This is a genomic window from Streptomyces sp. M41(2017) (assembly GCF_002078175.1).
Classification (GTDB): Bacteria; Actinomycetota; Actinomycetes; order Streptomycetales; family Streptomycetaceae; genus Streptomyces.
This window is the reverse complement of sequence record NZ_MWFK01000003.1, coordinates 530,580-548,418: the sequence shown is the minus strand read 5'-3', so window position 1 is coordinate 548,418 and position 17,839 is coordinate 530,580. Positions and strand designations below refer to the sequence as shown.

17 protein-coding genes and 1 pseudogene are annotated in these 17,839 nt (G+C 72.1%); 9 read left to right on the top strand and 9 right to left on the bottom strand.

What is annotated here, in order from left to right; all coding sequences use genetic code 11:
- Positions 1–176: 176 nt before the first annotated feature.
- Positions 177–695 (top strand): DUF6328 family protein, encoded by a 519-nt coding sequence (locus tag B0675_RS39180; RefSeq protein ID WP_081224536.1) that lies wholly within the window; start codon positions 177–179, stop codon positions 693–695.
- Between the two features lie 166 nt (positions 696–861).
- A complete protein-coding gene (locus tag B0675_RS39175) occupies positions 862–1,566 on the top strand; it encodes a DUF2470 domain-containing protein (protein ID WP_081224535.1) in 705 nt (234 codons plus the stop codon).
- A 529-nt stretch (positions 1,567–2,095) separates the two neighbouring features.
- On the opposite strand, the gene B0675_RS42350 is transcribed toward B0675_RS39175, so the two are convergent.
- From B0675_RS42350 to B0675_RS42340, 3 genes and pseudogenes are all read right to left on the bottom strand, one after another.
- Positions 2,096–2,455 (bottom strand): Lrp/AsnC ligand binding domain-containing protein, encoded by a 360-nt coding sequence (locus B0675_RS42350; protein WP_241540188.1) that lies wholly within the window; start codon positions 2,453–2,455, stop codon positions 2,096–2,098.
- 18 nt (positions 2,456–2,473) lie between these two features.
- A pseudogene (locus B0675_RS42510) lies at positions 2,474–2,587 on the bottom strand (AsnC family transcriptional regulator); the annotation flags it as partial.
- 111 nt (positions 2,588–2,698) lie between these two features.
- Positions 2,699–3,160 (bottom strand): Lrp/AsnC family transcriptional regulator, encoded by a 462-nt coding sequence (locus B0675_RS42340; protein ID WP_241540187.1) that lies wholly within the window; start codon positions 3,158–3,160, stop codon positions 2,699–2,701.
- Positions 3,161–3,533: 373 nt separating this feature from the next.
- On the opposite strand from B0675_RS42340, the gene B0675_RS39165 reads away from it, so the two are divergent.
- From B0675_RS39165 to B0675_RS39155, 3 genes are all read left to right on the top strand, one after another.
- Complete coding sequence (locus tag B0675_RS39165; protein ID WP_241540186.1) at positions 3,534–4,352, top strand: alpha/beta fold hydrolase; 819 nt, start codon at positions 3,534–3,536, stop codon at positions 4,350–4,352.
- A 143-nt stretch (positions 4,353–4,495) separates the two neighbouring features.
- Positions 4,496–5,113 (top strand): AAA family ATPase, encoded by a 618-nt coding sequence (locus tag B0675_RS39160; RefSeq protein ID WP_081224533.1) that lies wholly within the window; start codon positions 4,496–4,498, stop codon positions 5,111–5,113.
- Positions 5,114–5,161: 48 nt separating this feature from the next.
- Positions 5,162–5,560 (top strand): nuclear transport factor 2 family protein, encoded by a 399-nt coding sequence (locus tag B0675_RS39155; protein WP_081224611.1) that lies wholly within the window; start codon positions 5,162–5,164, stop codon positions 5,558–5,560.
- A 61-nt stretch (positions 5,561–5,621) separates the two neighbouring features.
- Here the strand turns inward: B0675_RS39155 and B0675_RS39150 are convergent, their stop codons facing one another.
- Positions 5,622–6,410 (bottom strand): SAM-dependent methyltransferase, encoded by a 789-nt coding sequence (locus tag B0675_RS39150; protein ID WP_081224532.1) that lies wholly within the window; start codon positions 6,408–6,410, stop codon positions 5,622–5,624.
- 267 nt (positions 6,411–6,677) lie between these two features.
- On the bottom strand, positions 6,678–8,597 hold the full coding sequence (locus tag B0675_RS39145; protein ID WP_241540185.1) for an NAD-binding lipoprotein: 1,920 nt from the start codon (positions 8,595–8,597) through the stop codon (positions 6,678–6,680).
- A 484-nt stretch (positions 8,598–9,081) separates the two neighbouring features.
- Here B0675_RS39145 and B0675_RS39140 point away from each other — a divergent pair, with 484 nt between their 5' ends.
- A complete protein-coding gene (locus tag B0675_RS39140) occupies positions 9,082–10,035 on the top strand; it encodes a L,D-transpeptidase (protein ID WP_107482987.1) in 954 nt (317 codons plus the stop codon).
- A gap of 34 nt (positions 10,036–10,069) precedes the next feature.
- Here the strand turns inward: B0675_RS39140 and B0675_RS39135 are convergent, their stop codons facing one another.
- Both B0675_RS39135 and B0675_RS39130 read right to left on the bottom strand, forming a co-directional pair.
- Positions 10,070–10,951, bottom strand: a complete 882-nt coding sequence (locus B0675_RS39135; RefSeq protein ID WP_081224529.1) for a diacylglycerol kinase family protein — start codon at positions 10,949–10,951, stop codon at positions 10,070–10,072.
- A gap of 83 nt (positions 10,952–11,034) precedes the next feature.
- Positions 11,035–12,624, bottom strand: a complete 1,590-nt coding sequence (locus B0675_RS39130; protein WP_081224610.1) for an FAD-binding oxidoreductase — start codon at positions 12,622–12,624, stop codon at positions 11,035–11,037.
- Between the two features lie 84 nt (positions 12,625–12,708).
- On the opposite strand from B0675_RS39130, the gene B0675_RS39125 reads away from it, so the two are divergent.
- Together B0675_RS39125 and B0675_RS39120 are read left to right on the top strand one after the other, a co-directional pair.
- Positions 12,709–13,317 (top strand): TetR/AcrR family transcriptional regulator, encoded by a 609-nt coding sequence (locus B0675_RS39125; RefSeq protein ID WP_081224528.1) that lies wholly within the window; start codon positions 12,709–12,711, stop codon positions 13,315–13,317.
- A complete protein-coding gene (locus B0675_RS39120) occupies positions 13,314–14,900 on the top strand; it encodes a glycerol-3-phosphate dehydrogenase/oxidase (RefSeq protein WP_081224527.1) in 1,587 nt (528 codons plus the stop codon). The genes B0675_RS39125 and B0675_RS39120 overlap by 4 nt, the downstream gene beginning before the upstream one ends.
- A 52-nt stretch (positions 14,901–14,952) precedes the next feature.
- Here B0675_RS39120 and B0675_RS39115 read toward each other — a convergent pair whose 3' ends face one another.
- Positions 14,953–15,375 carry a hypothetical protein gene (locus B0675_RS39115; RefSeq protein ID WP_081224526.1) on the bottom strand — a complete coding sequence of 141 codons (423 nt, stop codon included), beginning with the start codon at positions 15,373–15,375 and terminating at the stop codon, positions 14,953–14,955.
- A gap of 159 nt (positions 15,376–15,534) precedes the next feature.
- Here B0675_RS39115 and B0675_RS39110 point away from each other — a divergent pair, with 159 nt between their 5' ends.
- Positions 15,535–16,272 (top strand): YoaK family protein, encoded by a 738-nt coding sequence (locus B0675_RS39110; protein ID WP_143661158.1) that lies wholly within the window; start codon positions 15,535–15,537, stop codon positions 16,270–16,272.
- 86 nt (positions 16,273–16,358) lie between these two features.
- Here the strand turns inward: B0675_RS39110 and B0675_RS39105 are convergent, their stop codons facing one another.
- Complete coding sequence (locus B0675_RS39105) at positions 16,359–17,753, bottom strand: PhoX family protein (RefSeq protein ID WP_081224524.1); 1,395 nt, start codon at positions 17,751–17,753, stop codon at positions 16,359–16,361.
- Positions 17,754–17,839: the final 86 nt, after the last annotated feature.

The window sequence follows — 17,839 nt, the reverse complement described above, 5'->3', positions numbered from 1 at the left end:
GCTGAGCCGGACGAGGCCCGGGGCGTGGCCCGTTGGGACGCATATCCAAACGGCCTGGTGAGCGGCGGCGCGCTCGGGGTACTCGAAGGTCTGTGCGCATGGCCGCTCGGGGATGCCCCGAGCGGCCAGGGTCACCGGAAGACGCGCACGGGCGGGGCAACAAGAAGAGGGGAACGATGAGCGAGAAGCAGGACGACAGGCCGGGCGACGGGCGGGACGAATCGGCGGAGGAGCGCGCCGACCGCAAGTGGGGAGACCTGCTGCAGGAAATCCGCGTGGCGCAGACCGGCGTGCAGATCCTGTTCGGCTTCCTGCTGACCGTGGTGTTCCAGCCGACCTACCGGCAGCTCTCGGACCAGGACCAGACGCTCTACATGGTCACGATCGTCCTCGGAGCCACCGCCACAGGGGCCTTGATCGGGCCCGTGGCGTTCCACCGGATCGTGTCCGGCCGCCTCGTCAAGCCGCAGGCAGTGGTCTGGGCCTCCCGTATGACGCTCCTCGGCCTGTCCCTGCTGCTGCTCACGATGGTGTCCTCGCTCCTGCTGGTGCTGCGCACGGCCACGCACGACGACGGCTACGTCCCCTGGATCGTCGCGGGCGTCGCCGCGCTCTACATCCTGTGGTGGCTCGTCATCCCGCTGGCTCTGCGGATGAGCAAGTCGGCGGACAAGGAAGCCCACGAGAGCGATTGACGGTCCGTCAGGGCCGGATGCCGCGCGGGTGTCACTCGCTCCGGCATGCGCGGAGTCCGGCCCAAGGCCTTGCGTGGTGCATCCCGGCGTTCCCCGGCGACGGATCGACTCCATCGATAGGTTAGGTTAGGCATGCCTAAGTGACCTGCTCATCCCGGAGGCCCGGATGCGTCGTACCCCTGCCCGCGCCAGCGCGCCGACCGCCGTCGAGCGCGTCCGCTCGATCCTGGCCGCGGCCCACTCCATGACGGTGGTGTGCGACGGGCGGCACACGGAGGTCCGACGGCTCGACGGGTCCGGTGCCATGGGCCACTTCCACCTGCACGCGCCCTTCGAGGGCACCGGCGCCCCGGCAGGCGCACGGGTCCCGGTCCGGCTGGAACTCACCGACATCGCGCCCACGCCCGTACGCGACCGGCTCCGCGCCCGGGTCACCCTGACCGGCCTGCTGGCGGAGCCGTACGACCCCGACTCCACCCTGAGCACGTGCATGGAGTTCGGGCAGGGAGTCCTGGAGGACGGCTCGGGGCGCTCGTACGTGACCCTCCACGAACTGGAGGCGACGGAACTCGATCCGCTGGCGACGAGCGAAGCCGGCATGCTGACGCACCTCGTCGACGAGCACGCCGAACTCGTCCCCCTGCTCCTGCGTCTGGTCCGTCCGCTCCCCGACGACGGTGTGCAGCGTGCGCTCCCGGCCGGCGTCGACCGCTACGGCCTGACGCTGCGTCTCGAATACCGGCGCACCCACCGCGACGTCCGCCTGCCCTTCAAGACCCCGGTCCAGCACATCGACCACGTCGGACCGCAGATCCACGCGCTCCTGTCCGAGGCCCGCCGCCTCTCCCACACGGGCCGCCTGCTGACCTGAGACGTGCACGCGGGTGCTCTCGGGCGCCGCCGACATGGTGCCGCCGGAGAAGACGGCCGCGGCAGGGAGTGATGTCGCGCGGACCCGCGATCGGGCAGCCCTCGTGGTGACCGGGGGCGTGCCGCGGCCCGAAGGCCTGCCCGAGGGCCGGGGGCGGGTCTGCCGGAAAGCGCGGTGACCTGAGCCGTGGGGTTCGGGCCGGGTGGGACGGCCACGGGCTGTCCCACCCAGGTGTCACCCGGTGGCGGTGGCTGTGGAGATGGCGTCGAGGGCGGTATGTGCCTCGGTGTCAGCGGTTGCGGATGGCGCTGGTGGTGAAGAATCCGGTCGCCGCGGCGGCGACGAGAGCGCAGACGGACAGGAACAAGGTTCGGCGCACGAGACGTCCTCTCGGGGGTGATCGTGGACAGGTACTTGAACAACGCGGCTCATGCCCCCGGGGGGTCGCCACCGGGCCGTACGCCACCCGCATGGACGCCATCGCGGTGCGGCACCGCCCTCCGGAAGGGCGACTCCCGCGTACTGGTTCTCAGCCCCTGCCCTGCCCGGCGGAAGCCGGTCGGCGGCGCCGCGTGACGGCGGGGGAGGGCCGTACGGGACCCAGCGGAGGCGTGCGTTTGGCGGCCCGGCCGACGAGGGCCGTCTCGACGTGGGTGATCCCCAGACCGACCAGGTCGCGGGAGAGGAAGGCGTAGAGGGCGGCCAGGTCCGGGAAGTAGGCCGCCGCGTGAAGGTTCGAGAGACCGGAGGTCGCGAACGCGCCGTGCACCGCGGGGTGATCGGCCAGCGCCTGTCCCGCGGCGGCCAGATGGTCGGGCGCCACGTGCAGCAGGAGCTTCGCCTCGATGGGCAGGTCGATACGGCGGGGATCGACCAGGACCTGTGTCACCAGCCGTCCCTGCAGGGTGAGTTGGGCGATCCGTCGACGGACCGTCGTCTCCGGGTGACCGGTCCGCGCGGCCAGGGCGGCGGCGGAGAGGCGCGCGTCGGGCGTCAGGGCGTCGAGGAGGGACTGCTCCAGAGGATCGGTGTCGACCCCGTACGGACCCGGCGACCCGGCGGCGAGCGGCCCGGGGTCGGGTGCGGCCGGGCTCAGCGCCGCGCGCTCGGCCGGCGTCAGGACGTCGTGACGCTACTCCGAGGTGAGCCGGAAGACGTGCAGGATGGTGGCGCTCTCCAGGGACGTGACCGCCTGTGTGGAGGGCAGTTGCCGGAAGACCAGTGGGTCGCGCGACCCCGGTTCCGTACGGGCCACCGCGAAGATCTCGTCGCCCGTGGTGGTGACGTCGATGAAGGGGATGTCCTCGCGTGCCGCGAGCGCGGCCACGATCGTGTCGAGCTTTCCCCGCAGCACCCTGATCCGCAGGAAGAGGGCCCCGGCCGAACCTCCGTCGCGCGGTCGCGCGACAGGCGAGATCACGACGCGCACGGTGCCGTCCGCGGTGAGCGCGTGCAGTCGCCGCCGCACCGTCGCGGGGCTGAGGTCCAGCACCTTGGCCGCCCGCTCCGCGGTGATGCGGCCGTCCCACTGGAGGGCGGCCACCAGCCGCCGGTCGGTGGTGCTCAGTACGGAATCCGCCGCTACGGGTGCCATGGAGACAAGTTTCGCTCATTCCGGCGCCGCGCGCGGCCCGTCCTCGGGACCTGGCCCCAAGCATGGATGTCACGTACCTCGCCCTGTCCCCGACGAGACGTGGGCAAGCGCGAGACCCGAGTCCGCGACAAGCCCCATCGCAGCCCGCGCGAGAACCGAACGCGGTCCGCGTGAGGACCGAACGACCGCACGAGAACCGACACGAGAACCCGCAGAGTCCCGCGAACGACGGACCGACTCACCCACGGAGGCCCCAGTGCCCACATCCGGTCAACGCGAAAAAGTACGCTTCGCCAGCGGCGACACCTCCTGTGCCGCCTGGCACTACCCGGGGACCAACGGCGGCTGCGTGATCATGGCGGGAGGGACCGCCGTGACGAAGGAACCCGCGTCGGACCGCTTCGCCGCACGGTTCAACGACGCCGGCTTCGCCGTCCTGGCCTTCGACCACCGGCACTTCGGGGAGAGCGGCGGCACCCCCCGCCAAGTCGTCCGCTTCGGTGAACAACGCGCCGACTGGCAGGCCGCGATCGACTTCGCGGCCGGTCTGTCCGACGTCGACCCCGGCGGCATCTCGCTCTGGGGGTTCTCCCTGGGCGGCGGCCACATCCTGCGCGTCGCGGCCGACCATCCGGGCCTGGCCTCGGTGATCGCGCAGTCGCCGGTCGTCGACGGCCGGGCGCTCGCTCCCAACGCGCTGCGCGCCATGACCCCTCTCGCGTTCCTGCGCCTCACCGGCCGCGCCGTCGCCGACGCGCTCGGCGGCCTCCTCGGCAGGCCTCCGCTGCTGATCCCCACCGCCGGAGTGCGCGGTGACGTCGCCTCGCTCACCACGCCCGACGCCATGGACGGTGACCGAGCCCTCGACCCCGAGCACCGCTACGGCGACTGGGAGCAGACCGTCGCCGCACGGATCGCGCTCCAGATGGGCGGATACCGGCCCGGCCTCCACGCCTCCCGGATCCGCTGCCCCTTGCTGCTGGTCGTCTGCGACCAGGACCGGAGCACGCTTCCCGGCCCCGCTCTCGAAGCCGCCCGCAACGCGCCGCACGCCGAGGTGCTGCACCTCGAAGGCCGCCACTACGCACCCTTCCTGGAGGCGCACGAGGAGGCCGTCGAGGCGGAGGTCGCGTTCCTGCGGAAACACCTCGCCGCCACCGACGTCGTACGGGAGGGTAGGGGCCGTACGTGATCAGGAGGCTAAGCCGGGTGGGGTGGGCGCCGAGGGTGTCGAGCCGACCGGGTTGAGACGATTGGGCCGGCGACTCAGGCGACTCAGGCGACTCAGGTGGCTCGGGCGGTGCGACGGCCCGCGCCGGAAAGGGAGGGCGACACATGGCGACCGACGAGGCTCCGGAGATCGCGGACCCGCTCCACGCACGTATCCCCGAAACGGCGGCCGGAGGCACGGTCGTCCTCCTCAACGGCACCTCCAGTTCGGGCAAGACCAGCATCGCCCGCGCGCTGCTCGACCGCCTGGAAGGAACGTGGTTCCACATGCCGGTGGACGCCTTCCACGCCCTGCGCGGCGGCCGGCAGATCCCGGACAGCGAACTCCAGGACGAGATCGACCGTACGGCCAAGGGATTCCACCGCGCCGTGGCCGGGATGGCGGCAGGCGGCAACAACCTGGTCGTCGACTACCCCCTGAGCCGCCGCTGGCGTCTGCTCGACCTCCTGGACCTGCTCGTCCCCGAGGACACCGTCCTGGTCGCGGTCCGCTGCCCCCTTCCCGAGCTGAACCGTCGTGAAGCCGATCGCGGTGACCGTTCGCCGGGTCTCGCGGCCCTGCAGTACGCGCAGGTGCACGCGCACGGACCGCACGACATCGACGTCGACACCAGTGTGCTCACGCCCTCGGAGTGCGCCCGCCGCATCCACGACTTCCTGCCGCGCCGACCCCGCCCCACGGCGTTCGAGACCTTGAGACGGACGCTGCCCCGGGGGTACTGAAGCCGGAACGGGACCCGGGGCCCGGCGCACTGGATGTACTGTCCCGTCATGTCCAAGAAGGAGATAGACGCGCTGACCGCCGAGTTCTTCGGGGCCTTCGACAACCGGGGCGGCACGGCGGCCGATGTGGCCCGGATCCGTCGGCTGGTCATCCCGGGCGGGGTGATCGTCAAGACCGGGCCGGACTTCACGGCCTACACCGTGGACGAGTTCGTCGAACCGCGTGAACGGCTGTTGGCCGAGGGGCGGCTGACCGAGTTCCACGAGTGGGAGACCTCGGAACGGACCGACATCGCCGGAGACGTCGCGGCGCGGTTCGGGGAGTACCGGAAGGCCGGCGTCCTGGACGGGGAGCCCTTCGAGGGCGTCGGCACCAAGGCGATCCAGTTCGTCCGCACCCCGGAGGGCTGGAGGATCACCGCGTTCTCCTGGTACGACGCGCCCTGATTCGGGGAGTGACCGGCCGCCCCCGCGTGTGCGGCGGGCGGCCGGACATCTCCTGGAGGGTTCAGCGAACGCGGGCGACCGCCGCGTAGATGCCGCTCTCCTCGGGCGTCACGGCCTCGTTCGCCGCGTTCCACTCGGTGGCGGTCACCAGGCCAGGCGACACGAGGTCGAGGCCGTCGAAGAAGCGCTCCACCTCTCCCCGGGTGCGGAAGCCCAGCTTGATGCCGCCCTTGGCGTACTCGGCCGTGACCTGCGCGGAGAGTTCGGGATACAGGTCGGACGACGCGTGCGACAGCACCAGGTAGCTTCCCGACGGGAGCGTGGCGATCAGGTTGCGGACTATGCCGTGCGCGTCCTGCTCATCGGGGATGAAGTGCATCAGCGCGATCAGGGACATCGCGACCGGGCGCGTGAAGTCGAGTATGTGCCGGGCGTGCTGGACGATGTCCTGCGGCTGCCGGACATCGGCCTGGATGTAGTCGGTGGCGCCCTCGGGCTTGCTGACGAGCAGGGCCTCGGCGTGCCGCAGCACGATCGGGTCGTTGTCCGTGTAGACGACGCTCGCCGTCGGCACGATGCCCTGGACGATCTGGTGCAGGTTGGGCTCGGTGGGGATGCCCGTGCCGATGTCCAGGAACTGGTCGATGCCCTGCTGGGCGAGCCAGGCGGACGCGCGGTGCATGAACTGGCGGTTCTGCCGGGCGGCGTCCTTGGCCTCGGGCGGCAGCTTCTCTCCCACGGCCTCGTCGACCGGGTAGTTGTCCTTGCCGCCCAACAGCCAGTCGTAGACCCGCGCGGGGTGTGCCTTGCTGGTGTCGATCGGCGGGAACGGCTGCGGATCGATCGTCATGGTAGCTCCCATCGCACCAGTGAGCAGGGCAGGTCGAGTGTTCGATCATCCTACTCGGATGTGCCATCTGTTCGGTGCACAAGGGGAGTTGAGTCCGGAGCGTGAACTCGGCCGCGTGACGGTCTCGGACACCGTTCGTCCCCCTTCGGATGCTCACCCGCCGGCCGGGGACGGCCGGTGCGGCCGAGCGCGCCCCGAAAGCACCGGGAACCGCGCGACCTCCAAGGTGTCGCGGGCCCCCGGTCACGTACGTCTTGGACGGACCGTTCAGGGCGTCCGCTGTCGCCCGACCCGCTCCTCCTGCACCCCCAGACCGCTGTCGGCCGTCGGGGTGCCCGTGAACTCGACCGCCACGACGACCACTTGGTCCTCGGCGCCCCACTCGCGCCGTTCCCCCTTGTCCGGGTTGAGACACACGCCGTGGGCGGGGGAGAGCGCCCACTGGTCGCGCCGCCGGTAGCCGATGGCACACTCGCCCCGGTCACGCGCGGAGGCGACCACGGTCGCGAAGCTCGCCGTGGTGCCCACCCGGACATAGTCCCCCGCCGGACGCAGGCAGATGGTGTTGCCCTCCGCCGAGAACAACTCCTCGAACACGGCGGCCAGATGCGGATTCTGCGCGATCTGCGCCATGAGCAGGCCGGTGAGTTCACCGCTGACGATGACGTCGGAGCCCGGGTTGAGCGGCGCCAGCGGCCTGTTGCGGTCGTCTGTCAGTTCGGTGACCACCCGCACGTCCCGGCCGGTGCGCTGTTCCACCAGCCGGAGGCCGAGCAGCGTGACCAGCGTCCAGTCGTCGGGCCGGTCGGGTCCGCCGTCCGCGTCGGGCCCGAGGACCATCACCGCGTCGTACGGGGCGAGGTCGAGCCCGAGCAGGGTCTCGGGCCGGGACAGCGCGGCCGACCGGAACCGTACCTCCAGCCGGGCGGCGTCCGCCGTGTCGGGCGGTCCGGCCTCCCGGCTCGGGCCCGGCACGGTCCTCTCGGCTCCGGGCACGGCTCCCTCCGTGACCACGTCGAGCACCGAACCGGAGCGCGCGGTGTCCCGCAACTGGGCGATGACCAGGGGCGCACGGCGGTTCCAGCCGAGCAGGAGCAGCCGGGCCGCGTCCGCCGCCCGGGCCACCGGCACGGCGCGGGCGGAGGGGTCCACGAGCCGTCTGCAGTCCTCGCTCCGGGTGGAGTCCTCGTCCCGTGCGACGACGATCAGCCGGCTTCCCGGTTCGACGACGGTCTCGGGCGCGGGATTGAGCACCGTACGCCCGTCCGCCGTGAACAGCCCGACCACGCACGCGTTCGCGTGGCCCAGGAGGGCCGCGCCGAAGGGGCGTCCTTCGAAGGCTTCGGCATCGGCGAGATGGAACTCGTCGCCGGCGAAGTCGAGGAGGTCGCGCAGGACGAGGGAGAGGCCCGGTCGGCCGACGCAGTGGGCGATCAGGCGCGCGGTGACGGTGTCGGACTCCAGTACGGTTCCGTGCCGTCCAGCGGCCAGCCGGGCCGGTGCCCGGAAGCGGTCGTCACTCACCGCGGCCAGCACCGGGGGGCCCTGCGCGTCCTCCCCGAGGACGGTGCGCAGCGCCAGCAGTATCCGCAGCACCTCGGCGTCGCCGGTGGCCTCGCCGGAGGGCAGCACCAGTACCGTACGGGCCGTCTGGGGGCTGACCAGCGCGAGGACGGCGGGATCACTGGCCGGTCCGCTGCGGCAGATGACCCTGCCGCGCGCCGCCGCACCGACGTGGGTCGCCAGCGCCCGCTCCATCTCCGTCTTGTCCCGGTCGGCGAGCAGGACGACCGGCTGTGGCCGCCGTCCGGACCGTGCGTTCTGCGCGGCCAGCAACTCGGCCACCACCGTGAACACCTGGTCCGAGCAGCCGAGGACCACGGCATGCCCCTGTTCCAGCACCGTCGACCGGCCACGGCTCAGCTCCGTCAGCCGTTTCTCGAGGCCCGTCGTGATCACACCGACCAGCGTCGACACGCACAACAACGCCACGAGGCCGAGCACGGCCGACAACGCCATCCGCAGCGGGGTGCCGCTCGCCTCCCCCAGGCGCAGGGTCTGCGCGCTCGTGCGCCACACCGCCTCCAGCCGCTCCACGAGCGACCGCGGCGCGGCGGGGTCCGTCCACACCAGCAGCGCGCTCACCGGGATGACGACGGCCAGGCAGGAGACCACCAGCCAGCCCATCAACCTGGCCGTACTGCGCGCCAGCGTACGGTCGAACCGATACCGCAACCGGCCAGGTAACGGCACCGGCCGCTGCCCTTCGCGCTCCACTCCCACCCCCACATCGCACCGGAACGCGGCCCGACCCGGCCGCTCCCCGGCCCGCGGGCATGGGATGCCGACGGGCCGCATATGCACAGTGCGGTCTTCGCGGCCCGGACACGCTGGAATCCGGAACCGATTCATTCTTTCGGGCAGCGGCGTGTGAACCGCGGGCCCACGGTTCCGGATCCGGGACTTCTGGTCGTACGACCTGCGCCGCACGTCGTACGGACGAGAGCGTGCGGACGACGGACGAACCCCGGCGCCGACCGCGCGTGGCCGGTTTTGAATCACGCTTTACATGCGGACTGCAACCGTGGGCAGGCGGACAGGGTCCAACAGAGCAGTGAGGCAAGCACGACCACGAGCCGGGGTAGAAGTGAAGCGACGCAGCGGAATAACAATGGCACTCGTCACGGTGGCGGTGCTGGCGGGCACCAGCGCCTGTGGCGGTGGGTCCCCGAAGGCGAGTTCCGACGACGGGAAGGGCGCGACCGGGAAACCCTCGGTGAGCGCGAAGCCGTCGCCGTCGAAGCCCGCGGGCCCACCGATGCTGCTGGACACGATCACGCCGCAGTCCGGGACCACCGTCGGCGTCGCCATGCCGATCTCGGTGATCTTCACGAACCCGGTGGCCCAGAAGGCCCGGGTCGGCATCGAGAAGCACATGAAGGTGACCGCGTCCCAGCCGATGGAGGGCGCCTGGCACTGGTTCGGCGACCGGCGCGCCGACTTCCGGCCCAAGACGTACTGGGCCTCCGGCACGAAGATCAAGATCGACGCCGAGCTGAAGGGTGTCGCCAACGGCAACGGCCGCTACGGCACCCGGTCCTACGTGCACGACTTCACGGTCGGCGACGACGTCCGCGCGGACGTCTCCGCCACCGGCCACACCATGAAGGTCACGAAGAACGGGCAGGCCGTGCGGACCCTGTCGATCAACGCGGGAAGCCCCCAGTACCCCACCTGGAACGGCACGATGGCGGTGATCGACAAGCAGGAGAAGGTCCATATGACCTCGTGCAGCGTCGGCATCAGCTGCACGAAGGGCAGTCCCGACTACTACGACCTGACCCTCCCGTGGGACGTCCACCTCACCCAGTCCGGGACGTACGTCCATTACTCCACCGGCGACCCGAACCCGGGCAGCGGCAGCGCCCGCGGCTCGCACGGCTGCGTCCACCTGTCGATCTCGGACGCCAAGTGGTTCTACGGCCAGGTCAAGCAGGGCGACCCGATCACGGTCACGGGATCCCCGCGGGCGAAGGCCCCGGCCGACAACGGCTACGCCTCCTTCAACCTCAGCTGGGACCAGTGGCTGGCGGGCAGCGCGACCGGAGCCGTCACCGTCGGATGACGCGCGGCCGACCGGCTCCGTGTCGCGGAGCCGGTCAGAACAGCATGGCCAGATCGCCGGGCAGCACCCGGGCGGTGACGGGGAGGACCGCCTCGACCTCCCCGTCGGCGCCGTAGGGCACCGGTCGGTCGGCCTCGATACGGATCTCCCGGCCCCGCAGGATGACCACTTCGGGCCGGCCGACGTGGGCGCCGGTCTTCAGCTCGTTCATCAGGGTGAAGAACAGGCGCCGCGGCGCTTCGCGGATCATGACGACGTCCAGCAGGCCGTCGTCGACGCGCGCGGCCGGGGCGATGACACGCCCCGAGCCGTAGTACGCGGAGTTCGCCGCGACGACCGTGTAACCACGGTGCGGGTGCTCCACCCCGTCGACGGTGACCCGGTACGACGCGGGACGCCACGCCGTCACCGCGCGCAGACCGCCGGCGTAGTACGAGGCCGCACCGCGCAGCAACCGCGCCTGGTTGGCGTGCCGGTTGGCGAGCGCGTCGACACCCGCGTACACGCTGCCCAGTACCACCGTGCGGGCATGCACCGCCGACTCCACCTCGATGGTGTCCACGCGGCGCGGCTCGTTGTCGAGCAGTACGCCTGCCAACTCTGCTGCGCTGGTGGGTAGGTGAAGTGCGCGGGCGAAGTCGTTGCCGCGCCCCGCCGGCACCAGCCCGAGGACGGTGTCCGTCCCGCTGAGCGCGCCCCCTATGCCTCCGGCGATCCCGTCGCCGCCGACGGCGAGCACGATGCGGCCCCGTTCGCCGGCGGCGCGGGCGAGATCCTGGGCGTGGGACAGGCTGCGGCTGTACTCGGTGTCGAGCCCGGCGCCGGCCTCCCGGAGGAGGCGGGCCAGCTGGAGCAGTGCCGCCGCCCCCGTGGAGCCGCCCGCAGTGGGATTGACGACGGCGGTGAACTGTCGCATCGGTGTGCCTCCGGGCGGTGACGAGGGGGACGGAACGGGGAAAGGGGCAACGGCAAAACGGTGCAAGGGCGCAGCGTGTGTGGTCAGTCCACCGGCAGCAGGATCCCGGGGTTGCAGACGCCGTCGGGGTCCAGGCGCCGCTTGACGGCCCGCAGCGCCTCGATGCCCAGGGGGCCGGCCTCCCGGACGTACGCGTCGCGGTGGTCGGTGCCGACCCCGTGGTGGTGGCTGATCGTGCCGCCCGCGGTCAGCACTGCCTCGTTGGCGGCCTCCTTGGCCGGTGCCCAGTGGGCCACGGCGTCCTCGCCCTGGGCGCAGACCACGGTGAAGTAGAGGGAGGCGCCGTTCTCGTACACGTGCGAGATGTGGCACATGACCAGGGGCGGGGTCCCCGCCGCCGTGAGGGTGTCGGTCAGCGCGGTGCGGACGGCCGCGTACAGCGCGGGGACGCGTGACCAGAAGGACGCGGTCTCCAGGGTCTCGGCGAAGGCGCCCGCGTCGAGCAGGGAGTCCCGCAGGTAGGGCGCCGAGTAGCGGCCGTGGGCCCAGCGTTCGCCGGGCTCGACTCCCAGGTAGGTGCCCCCCGCCGCCCGCAGGACCTCGGCCGCCTGCTCGCGGCGGTACGCCGTGTCGGCATCGGTCCCCTCGTATCCGGCGATCGCCGTGCACCCGGCGTCCGCCGGGGCCTCGGCCGAACCGATCGCGTCCGGCTGCGCGAGACCGACGAAGGTCTCGGTCTCGTCGGACAGCCGCAGCACCGTGGGCCGCGGTCCGTCCTGCGCGAGGCGGCGCAGGGCGGTGGCGCCCTCCTCGAAGGAGGCGAAGCGCCATCCCTCGTAGATCCGGCTCCGCGGCAGCGGCTTCACCCGCACGGTCACGGCGGTGATGACGCCGAAGGCGCCTTCCGAGCCGAGGATCAGCTGACGCAGGTCGGGTCCGGCCGCCGAGCGGGGTGCGCGGCCCGCCTCCAGGGTGCCTTCGGGGGTGGCGACGGTCAGGCCGAGGACCATCTCGTCGAAGCGGCCGTATCCGGCGGACGCCTGACCGCTGGAGCGGGCCGCGGCGAATCCGCCGATGGTCGCCCACTCGTAGGACTGCGGGAAGTGGCCGAGGGTGAAACCGTGTTCGGCCAGCAGCGCTTCCGCGTCGGGGGCGCGCAGACCGGGCTGGAGAGTGGCGGTCCGGGAGACGGGGTCGAGGTCGACCAGACCGTTCATACGGCGCAGGTCGACGGCGACGAAGGCGCTCCGCTCGGGGGCGAGGCCACCGACGACGGAGGTGCCGCCGCCGAACGGAACGGCGGCGAGGCCGTGTTCGGCGCACACGCGCAGCACGGCGAGGACCTCGTCGTGACTGCCCGGCAGGACCACGGCCCCGGGCGCGTCCTCGGTGTCGCCCTCGCGGATCCTCAGCAGGTCCGGCGTGGACTTTCCACGGGTGTGCCGGATCCGGCTCTCCGTGTCGGTGAGCACGTGTTCCTCGCCGTCCACCGCGTCCGCCAGTGCGCGCAGGGCGGCGGCCGGCGGGGGCTCGGCGACGGAGATCTCCGCCAGCACGGAGGTGTCGGTGTCACGCGGCTTGACGCCGAGCAGGTCCCGCAGCAGGCCGGTCACCGAGTCGGGCAGCGGCGCCGCCTTGGCGGGGTCGCCCCAGCCACTCCACAGCATGTCCATGAACGTCGTCCTCATCGGTCGTCATCGGTCGGTTCGCTTCGCGCCGTCTCCCGCACGGCCGCCCAGGGCGTTACACTGTTACACATGGCGCCTATTCGTCACAACCACTCGGACCGGCCGGACAGCGACCCTGTCCTCGACGCCGTACGCGACTGCGTGCTGGCCGTCGGGGTGCGGCGCACGACGCTGACGGACGTGGCCCGCCGCGCGGGCGTCTCCCGTATGACGCTCTACCGCCGCTGGCCCGATGTGCGATCCCTGGTCGGCGACCTGATGACCCGTGAGTGGATCGACGTGGCGACGAGCGCCATGCCGGAGCCGCGGTCGGACGGGCGGACCCGCACCCTGATCGTCGACGGACTGGTCGCCGGCATCGAGGCCTTCCGTGCCCACCCGCTCTTCCGGAAGATCATCGACGTCGATCCCGAACTGCTCCTGCCGTACGTACTGGACCGGCGCGGAGCCAGTCAGGAGGCCCTGCTCGGACTCCTGGCCGACGCCCTCAAGGAAGGGCACGCCGACGGCTCGGTGCGACGCGCCCCGGTCGACCGGCAGGCCCGCGCGCTGCTGCTCGTGGTCCAGTCCTTCACCCTGTCCCTGCGGACCATGACGGACGAGGACGACCCCGAGCTGACCAGCGCCGCCTTCCTCGACGAACTGCGCACCCTTCTGGAGAGGACCCTCACGCCATGAGCCCCGCAAGCAGCCCGGCCGGACCCGCTCCCGGATCATCCCTCTCCGCCGCCCGCCGCCGCCGTGAGCTGGCCGAAACGGTCAACGGCGACGTGGTCGACGTGCTGGTCGTCGGACTCGGAGCCACCGGCGCCGGTGTCGCCCTCGACGCGGCGGCCCGCGGTCTCAGCGTCGTCGCCGTCGACGCCCACGACCTCGCGTTCGGTACCTCGCGCTGGAGCTCCAAGCTCATCCACGGCGGCCTGCGCTACCTGGCCTCCGCACAGTTCGACGTCGCCCACGAGAGCGCGGTCGAACGCGGGGTGCTGATGGAGCGCACCGCGCCCCACCTGGTGCGTGCCCAGCCCTTCGTCCTGCCCCTCACCCCGCTCGTGTCACGCGGCCAGGCCTCCCTGGCCTGGGCCGGGTTCCGGGCCGGCGACACCCTGCGCCTCGCGGCTCGGACCGCCCGGGCCACCCTGCCCGCACCGCGCCGGCTCTCCGCCGTCGAGGCCCGCCACCTGGCACCGTCCGTCCGCCCCGCGGGCCTGCGCGGCGGCCTGCTGTCCTGGGACGGCCGGGTCACCGACGACGCCCGCCTCGTCACCGCCCTCGCCCGCAGCGCGGCCGCCCACGGGGCACGCGTCCTCACCCGGGTGCGGGCCCTGGAGATCGGCGGCACCGGTGCCCGTGTCCGTGACGAACTCACCGGCGAGCAGGGCGAGATCAGGGCTCGCGCCGTCATCAACGCGTCCGGCGTCTGGGCCGGCGAGCTGGTCGAGGGCATCCGCATCCGCCCCTCGCGCGGAACCCATCTCGTCCTGCGCGCCGACCTGTTCGGACCGCTGCCCGCCGGCCTGCACATCCCGATCCCCGGCGAGACCAACCGCTTCGTCCTCGTCCTGCCCCAGGACGACGGCCGGGTGTACGTCGGCCTGACCGACGAACCCGTCGACGGCGACCTGCCGGATGTGCCGCAGGTCCCCGAGTCGGACATCGGCTTCCTGCTGGACGTCCTCGGCTCCGCCCTGGACACCCCGGTCAGGCGTACCGACGTCGTCGGCGCCTTCGCGGGACTGCGCCCCCTCCTCGACACCGCGCCGACCCGGTCGGGCGAGACCGCGCGCACCTCCGACATCTCGCGCCGCCACGCCGTGCTCACCTCGGACGACGGGGTCGTCACCGTGGTCGGCGGGAAACTCACGACCTACCGGCGCATGGCGCAGGACGCCGTGGACACCGCCGTCGCGGCCCGTAACCTGCGCGCCGGCCCCTCGCCGACCGCCTCGCTGCCCCTCGTCGGGGCGGCGGCACCGCACCGTCTCGGCTCCCTGGCTGCGCCGGGCCACCTCATCCGCCGCTACGGCACCGAGGCTCCCGCCGTCCACGCACTGGGCGCACGCGACCCCCGCCTGAACGAGCCCGTGGTCCCCGGCAACCCCGTCACCCGCGCCGCGCTCCTCTGGGCCGCCCGGCACGAGGGCGCCCTGGACGAGGCGGACCTGCTGGACCGCCGTACCCGCATCGGACTCGTCCCCCTGGACCGCGAAGCCGCAACGGCGGCGGCCCGCGAGGCACTTGAAACCGCGGCACAGCCCGTCTGACACGCCGAGGCCGGATCTTGGGGCGGACGTGCCGTCACACCCGCCCCGAGGTTCAGTCCGCCGTCACTCCCCAATAGGCGATGTGCGTCGGCTCACCGTCCGTGTACAGCACCGTGCATCGGCCCTGTGCCCGGTCCGGAAAGAGCCGGTCGTCGTCCAGAGCGGCCCTCCACGCCTCGACCGTGGGGCGCCCGTCCGGGGCGAACGCCCGTATCTCCTCGTCGGTCAGAGGGCGCATGTACGGACCGTCGTTGGAGCGGTCGGCCGCGTCGATCATGCCCGGCTGGTCCAGCACCGTGCCCGTACCGCCCGTGAAGACGTACTCGTGCCAGTCCGGGTCGCGCCACAGTTCCTCCACCGTCCGGCCGGGGAATCCGTGGTCGTCCTGCTCCAGTTGCTCCTCCTGGGCCCGGCGGAACGCGGCCGCCAGGTCCGGCTGGTAGGGGCCCGTCCGAGTCCAGCAGTCGCCACCCATGTCGCTGTGTCTCCTCACCGTTCAGCGGTCGATCGACCGAGGGAAGATCAGACTAGGAGGGGCCACTGACATCGCGGTCGGCCACCATTGGCGGCACGCCTGTCGCGTGTCGGCACCGACACCGGCCGGCCGAGGGTCCGGTGTGCCGAGACTGACCGCATGCGTGAAGAATCCGGACCACCGCTCCCGGCCGACCGTCGCGAACGGCAGCAGACCGTCGTGATGACCACCCTCACCGTCCTCGCGGGCGCGGTCGACGCGGTCAGCTTTCTGACCATGGGACATGTCTTCACCGCGCTGGCCACGGGCAACGTGTTGTTCCTCGCCTTCGCCGTGGCGGGGGAGGGACAGGTGACGGTCGGCCGCACCGCCTCGGCGCTGGCCGCCTTCGTCCTGGGCGCGGCGGCCGGGGCCCTGGTCACCACCGGTCTTGTCGCACGGCGCCGGCACTGGTTCGCGGCGGCCCTCGCCATCGAAGGGGTGCTCCTCGGACTCGCGGGCCTGACCGCCCTCTGGAGGCACGGTTCCGGCTCCCTCACCGAAGACCCGGACTACCTGGTCATCGCCATCGTCGCCTTCGCCATGGGGCTGCGCGCCGACACCGCGCTGCGCGCCGCCGTCCCCGGAATGCCCACCCAGCTGGCCCAGATGTCCCTGGTCCGACTCATCCACGGACTCGCCGGAGCCGTTCCGTCGACTCCGCTCCGGGGCACGATCCGCGTCCGCCTCCTCGCGACCGTCGTCGGCATCTTCGCGGGCGGTGTGCTCGGAGCCCTGATGACGTCCTGGGGGACGGGACACGCCCTGCTCGCCCTCGCCGCGGCCGTGCTGATCGTCGCGGGCCTCAACGTGGTGCTCGCCCGCCAGGGGCTGCTCGCCCCGGAACTGGTCGGCTGACCGGGATCCCGGACGGCCCACCTCGCGGCCGTGCATCGTGCACGGCCGCGAGACGACATGGTGCCAGGGAGGCCCCGGAGCGTGTGTCAGTCGTGCCAGGGGCCCGTCACCGCGAAGGTCGTCCCGGGCGTGTAGCAGTTCACGAACATCGTCCGACCGTCCGGGGAGAACGTGACCCCCGCGAACTCGCCCCACTCCGGAGCCTCCGGGGTGCCGATGTTCTGCGCGCCGCGCGCCATGGCGTACACCTCCCCGCGCCGGGTCACGCCGAAGACGTGCTGCGCTCCGTTGCCGTCCTCGCAGACCATGAGGCCTCCGCTCGGCGCCAGACAGATGTTGTCGGGTGACTCGCCGGGCAGCTGTACGTCGGTATCGGGGCCGAAGACGATCACGAGGGTGAGCCGTCGCGCCGCCGGGTCGTAGCGCCAGATCTGTCCGTAGTGGTCGGCCGCGGACCCGTCCGCACTGTGCGCGAAGGACGAGACGAAGTACACGCAGCTGCCGCCCCAGTAGCAGCCCTCCAGCTTCTGCGCGTGCGTGATGCCTCGGGGGCCGAAGTCCTGCAACCGGATGGGTGTCCGGGCGGCCAGCGGATCCGGTACGTCCACCCACTCGATGTCACGGAAGGTGGCACCGGTCTCCTGGATCGTGGAGAGGTCCGCCACGCCCGGGACGCGCATCGCCTGCAGGCGGCCTCCCGCGCGCAGTGAACCGATTCCGCCCTGCGGCCTGTCGGGCAGAAAACGGTAGAAGAGGCCGAACGGCTTCAGGAACGCGTCCTCGGTCTCGTACACGACGCCGCGCCGCGGGTCGACCGCGATGGCCTCGTGCTGGAAACGCCCCATGGCGGTGAGCGGTACGGCTCCCGTGCGGTGCGGGTCCGTCGGATCGACCTCGAAGATGAACCCGTGGTCCTTGGTGTAGCCGTTCGTGCCGGCTTGGTCCTCGGTCTCCTCACAGGTCAGCCAGGTGCCCCAAGGGGTGGGGCCGCCGGCGCAGTTGACGGCCGTTCCGGCGATGGCGACCCGCTCGGAGAGGACGTGTCCGCGCTCGTCCAGGGCCAGGGACGTACAGCCCCCTTTGCCCATGGGGTCGTACGTGAGGCCCTCGACGGTCGGGACGGGGATCTTCGCCGTGACGCGGTTCTCGTGGTTGCGGACCAGGTGGACGCGGTCCCGGCCGGTCCGGGAGCGTGCGGCGAAGGCGGCCATGCCGTCGTGGTTGCTGGGCACCAGGCCCTCGCCGGAACGGAGCGGGTCGCCTTCGCGGGACAGAACGCGGTAGCGGAATCCCGCCGGGAGGTCGAGGAGACCGTGAGGGTCCGGGATCAGGGGTCCGTAGCTCTTGTGGCCGAGGGGCTGCGCGGCTGCGGTGCCGGCGAACAGTTCGGTGAGGTTCCCGGCGAAGGCGAGGGCGCCGCCCAACGCCGCTGTGCGGGCCATCACCTGACGTCGTGTCGTGGAACGGCTGTCCTGGGGCATGGTGCGACCTTCCTGTTGGCGGACAGGACTGTGACCCCGCTGTGTGTAGCACGCCGCGCAGGCCGCCGGAACCACTCCGGCCCTCC

Coding starts and splice junctions, on each gene's coding strand:
- B0675_RS39180 (WP_081224536.1), top strand. CDS start 177: ATGAGCGAGAAGCAGGACGACAGGCCGGGCGACGGGCGGGACGAATCG.
- B0675_RS39175 (WP_081224535.1), top strand. CDS start 862: ATGCGTCGTACCCCTGCCCGCGCCAGCGCGCCGACCGCCGTCGAGCGC.
- B0675_RS42340 (WP_241540187.1), bottom strand. CDS start 3,160: ATGGCACCCGTAGCGGCGGATTCCGTACTGAGCACCACCGACCGGCGG.
- B0675_RS39160 (WP_081224533.1), top strand. CDS start 4,496: ATGGCGACCGACGAGGCTCCGGAGATCGCGGACCCGCTCCACGCACGT.
- B0675_RS39155 (WP_081224611.1), top strand. CDS start 5,162: ATGTCCAAGAAGGAGATAGACGCGCTGACCGCCGAGTTCTTCGGGGCC.
- B0675_RS39150 (WP_081224532.1), bottom strand. CDS start 6,410: ATGACGATCGATCCGCAGCCGTTCCCGCCGATCGACACCAGCAAGGCA.
- B0675_RS39145 (WP_241540185.1), bottom strand. CDS start 8,597: ATGGGCTGGCTGGTGGTCTCCTGCCTGGCCGTCGTCATCCCGGTGAGC.
- B0675_RS39140 (WP_107482987.1), top strand. CDS start 9,082: ATGGCACTCGTCACGGTGGCGGTGCTGGCGGGCACCAGCGCCTGTGGC.
- B0675_RS39135 (WP_081224529.1), bottom strand. CDS start 10,951: ATGCGACAGTTCACCGCCGTCGTCAATCCCACTGCGGGCGGCTCCACG.
- B0675_RS39130 (WP_081224610.1), bottom strand. CDS start 12,624: ATGGACATGCTGTGGAGTGGCTGGGGCGACCCCGCCAAGGCGGCGCCG.
- B0675_RS39125 (WP_081224528.1), top strand. CDS start 12,709: ATGGCGCCTATTCGTCACAACCACTCGGACCGGCCGGACAGCGACCCT.
- B0675_RS39120 (WP_081224527.1), top strand. CDS start 13,314: ATGAGCCCCGCAAGCAGCCCGGCCGGACCCGCTCCCGGATCATCCCTC.
- B0675_RS39115 (WP_081224526.1), bottom strand. CDS start 15,375: ATGGGTGGCGACTGCTGGACTCGGACGGGCCCCTACCAGCCGGACCTG.
- B0675_RS39110 (WP_143661158.1), top strand. CDS start 15,535: ATGCGTGAAGAATCCGGACCACCGCTCCCGGCCGACCGTCGCGAACGG.
- B0675_RS39105 (WP_081224524.1), bottom strand. CDS start 17,753: ATGCCCCAGGACAGCCGTTCCACGACACGACGTCAGGTGATGGCCCGC.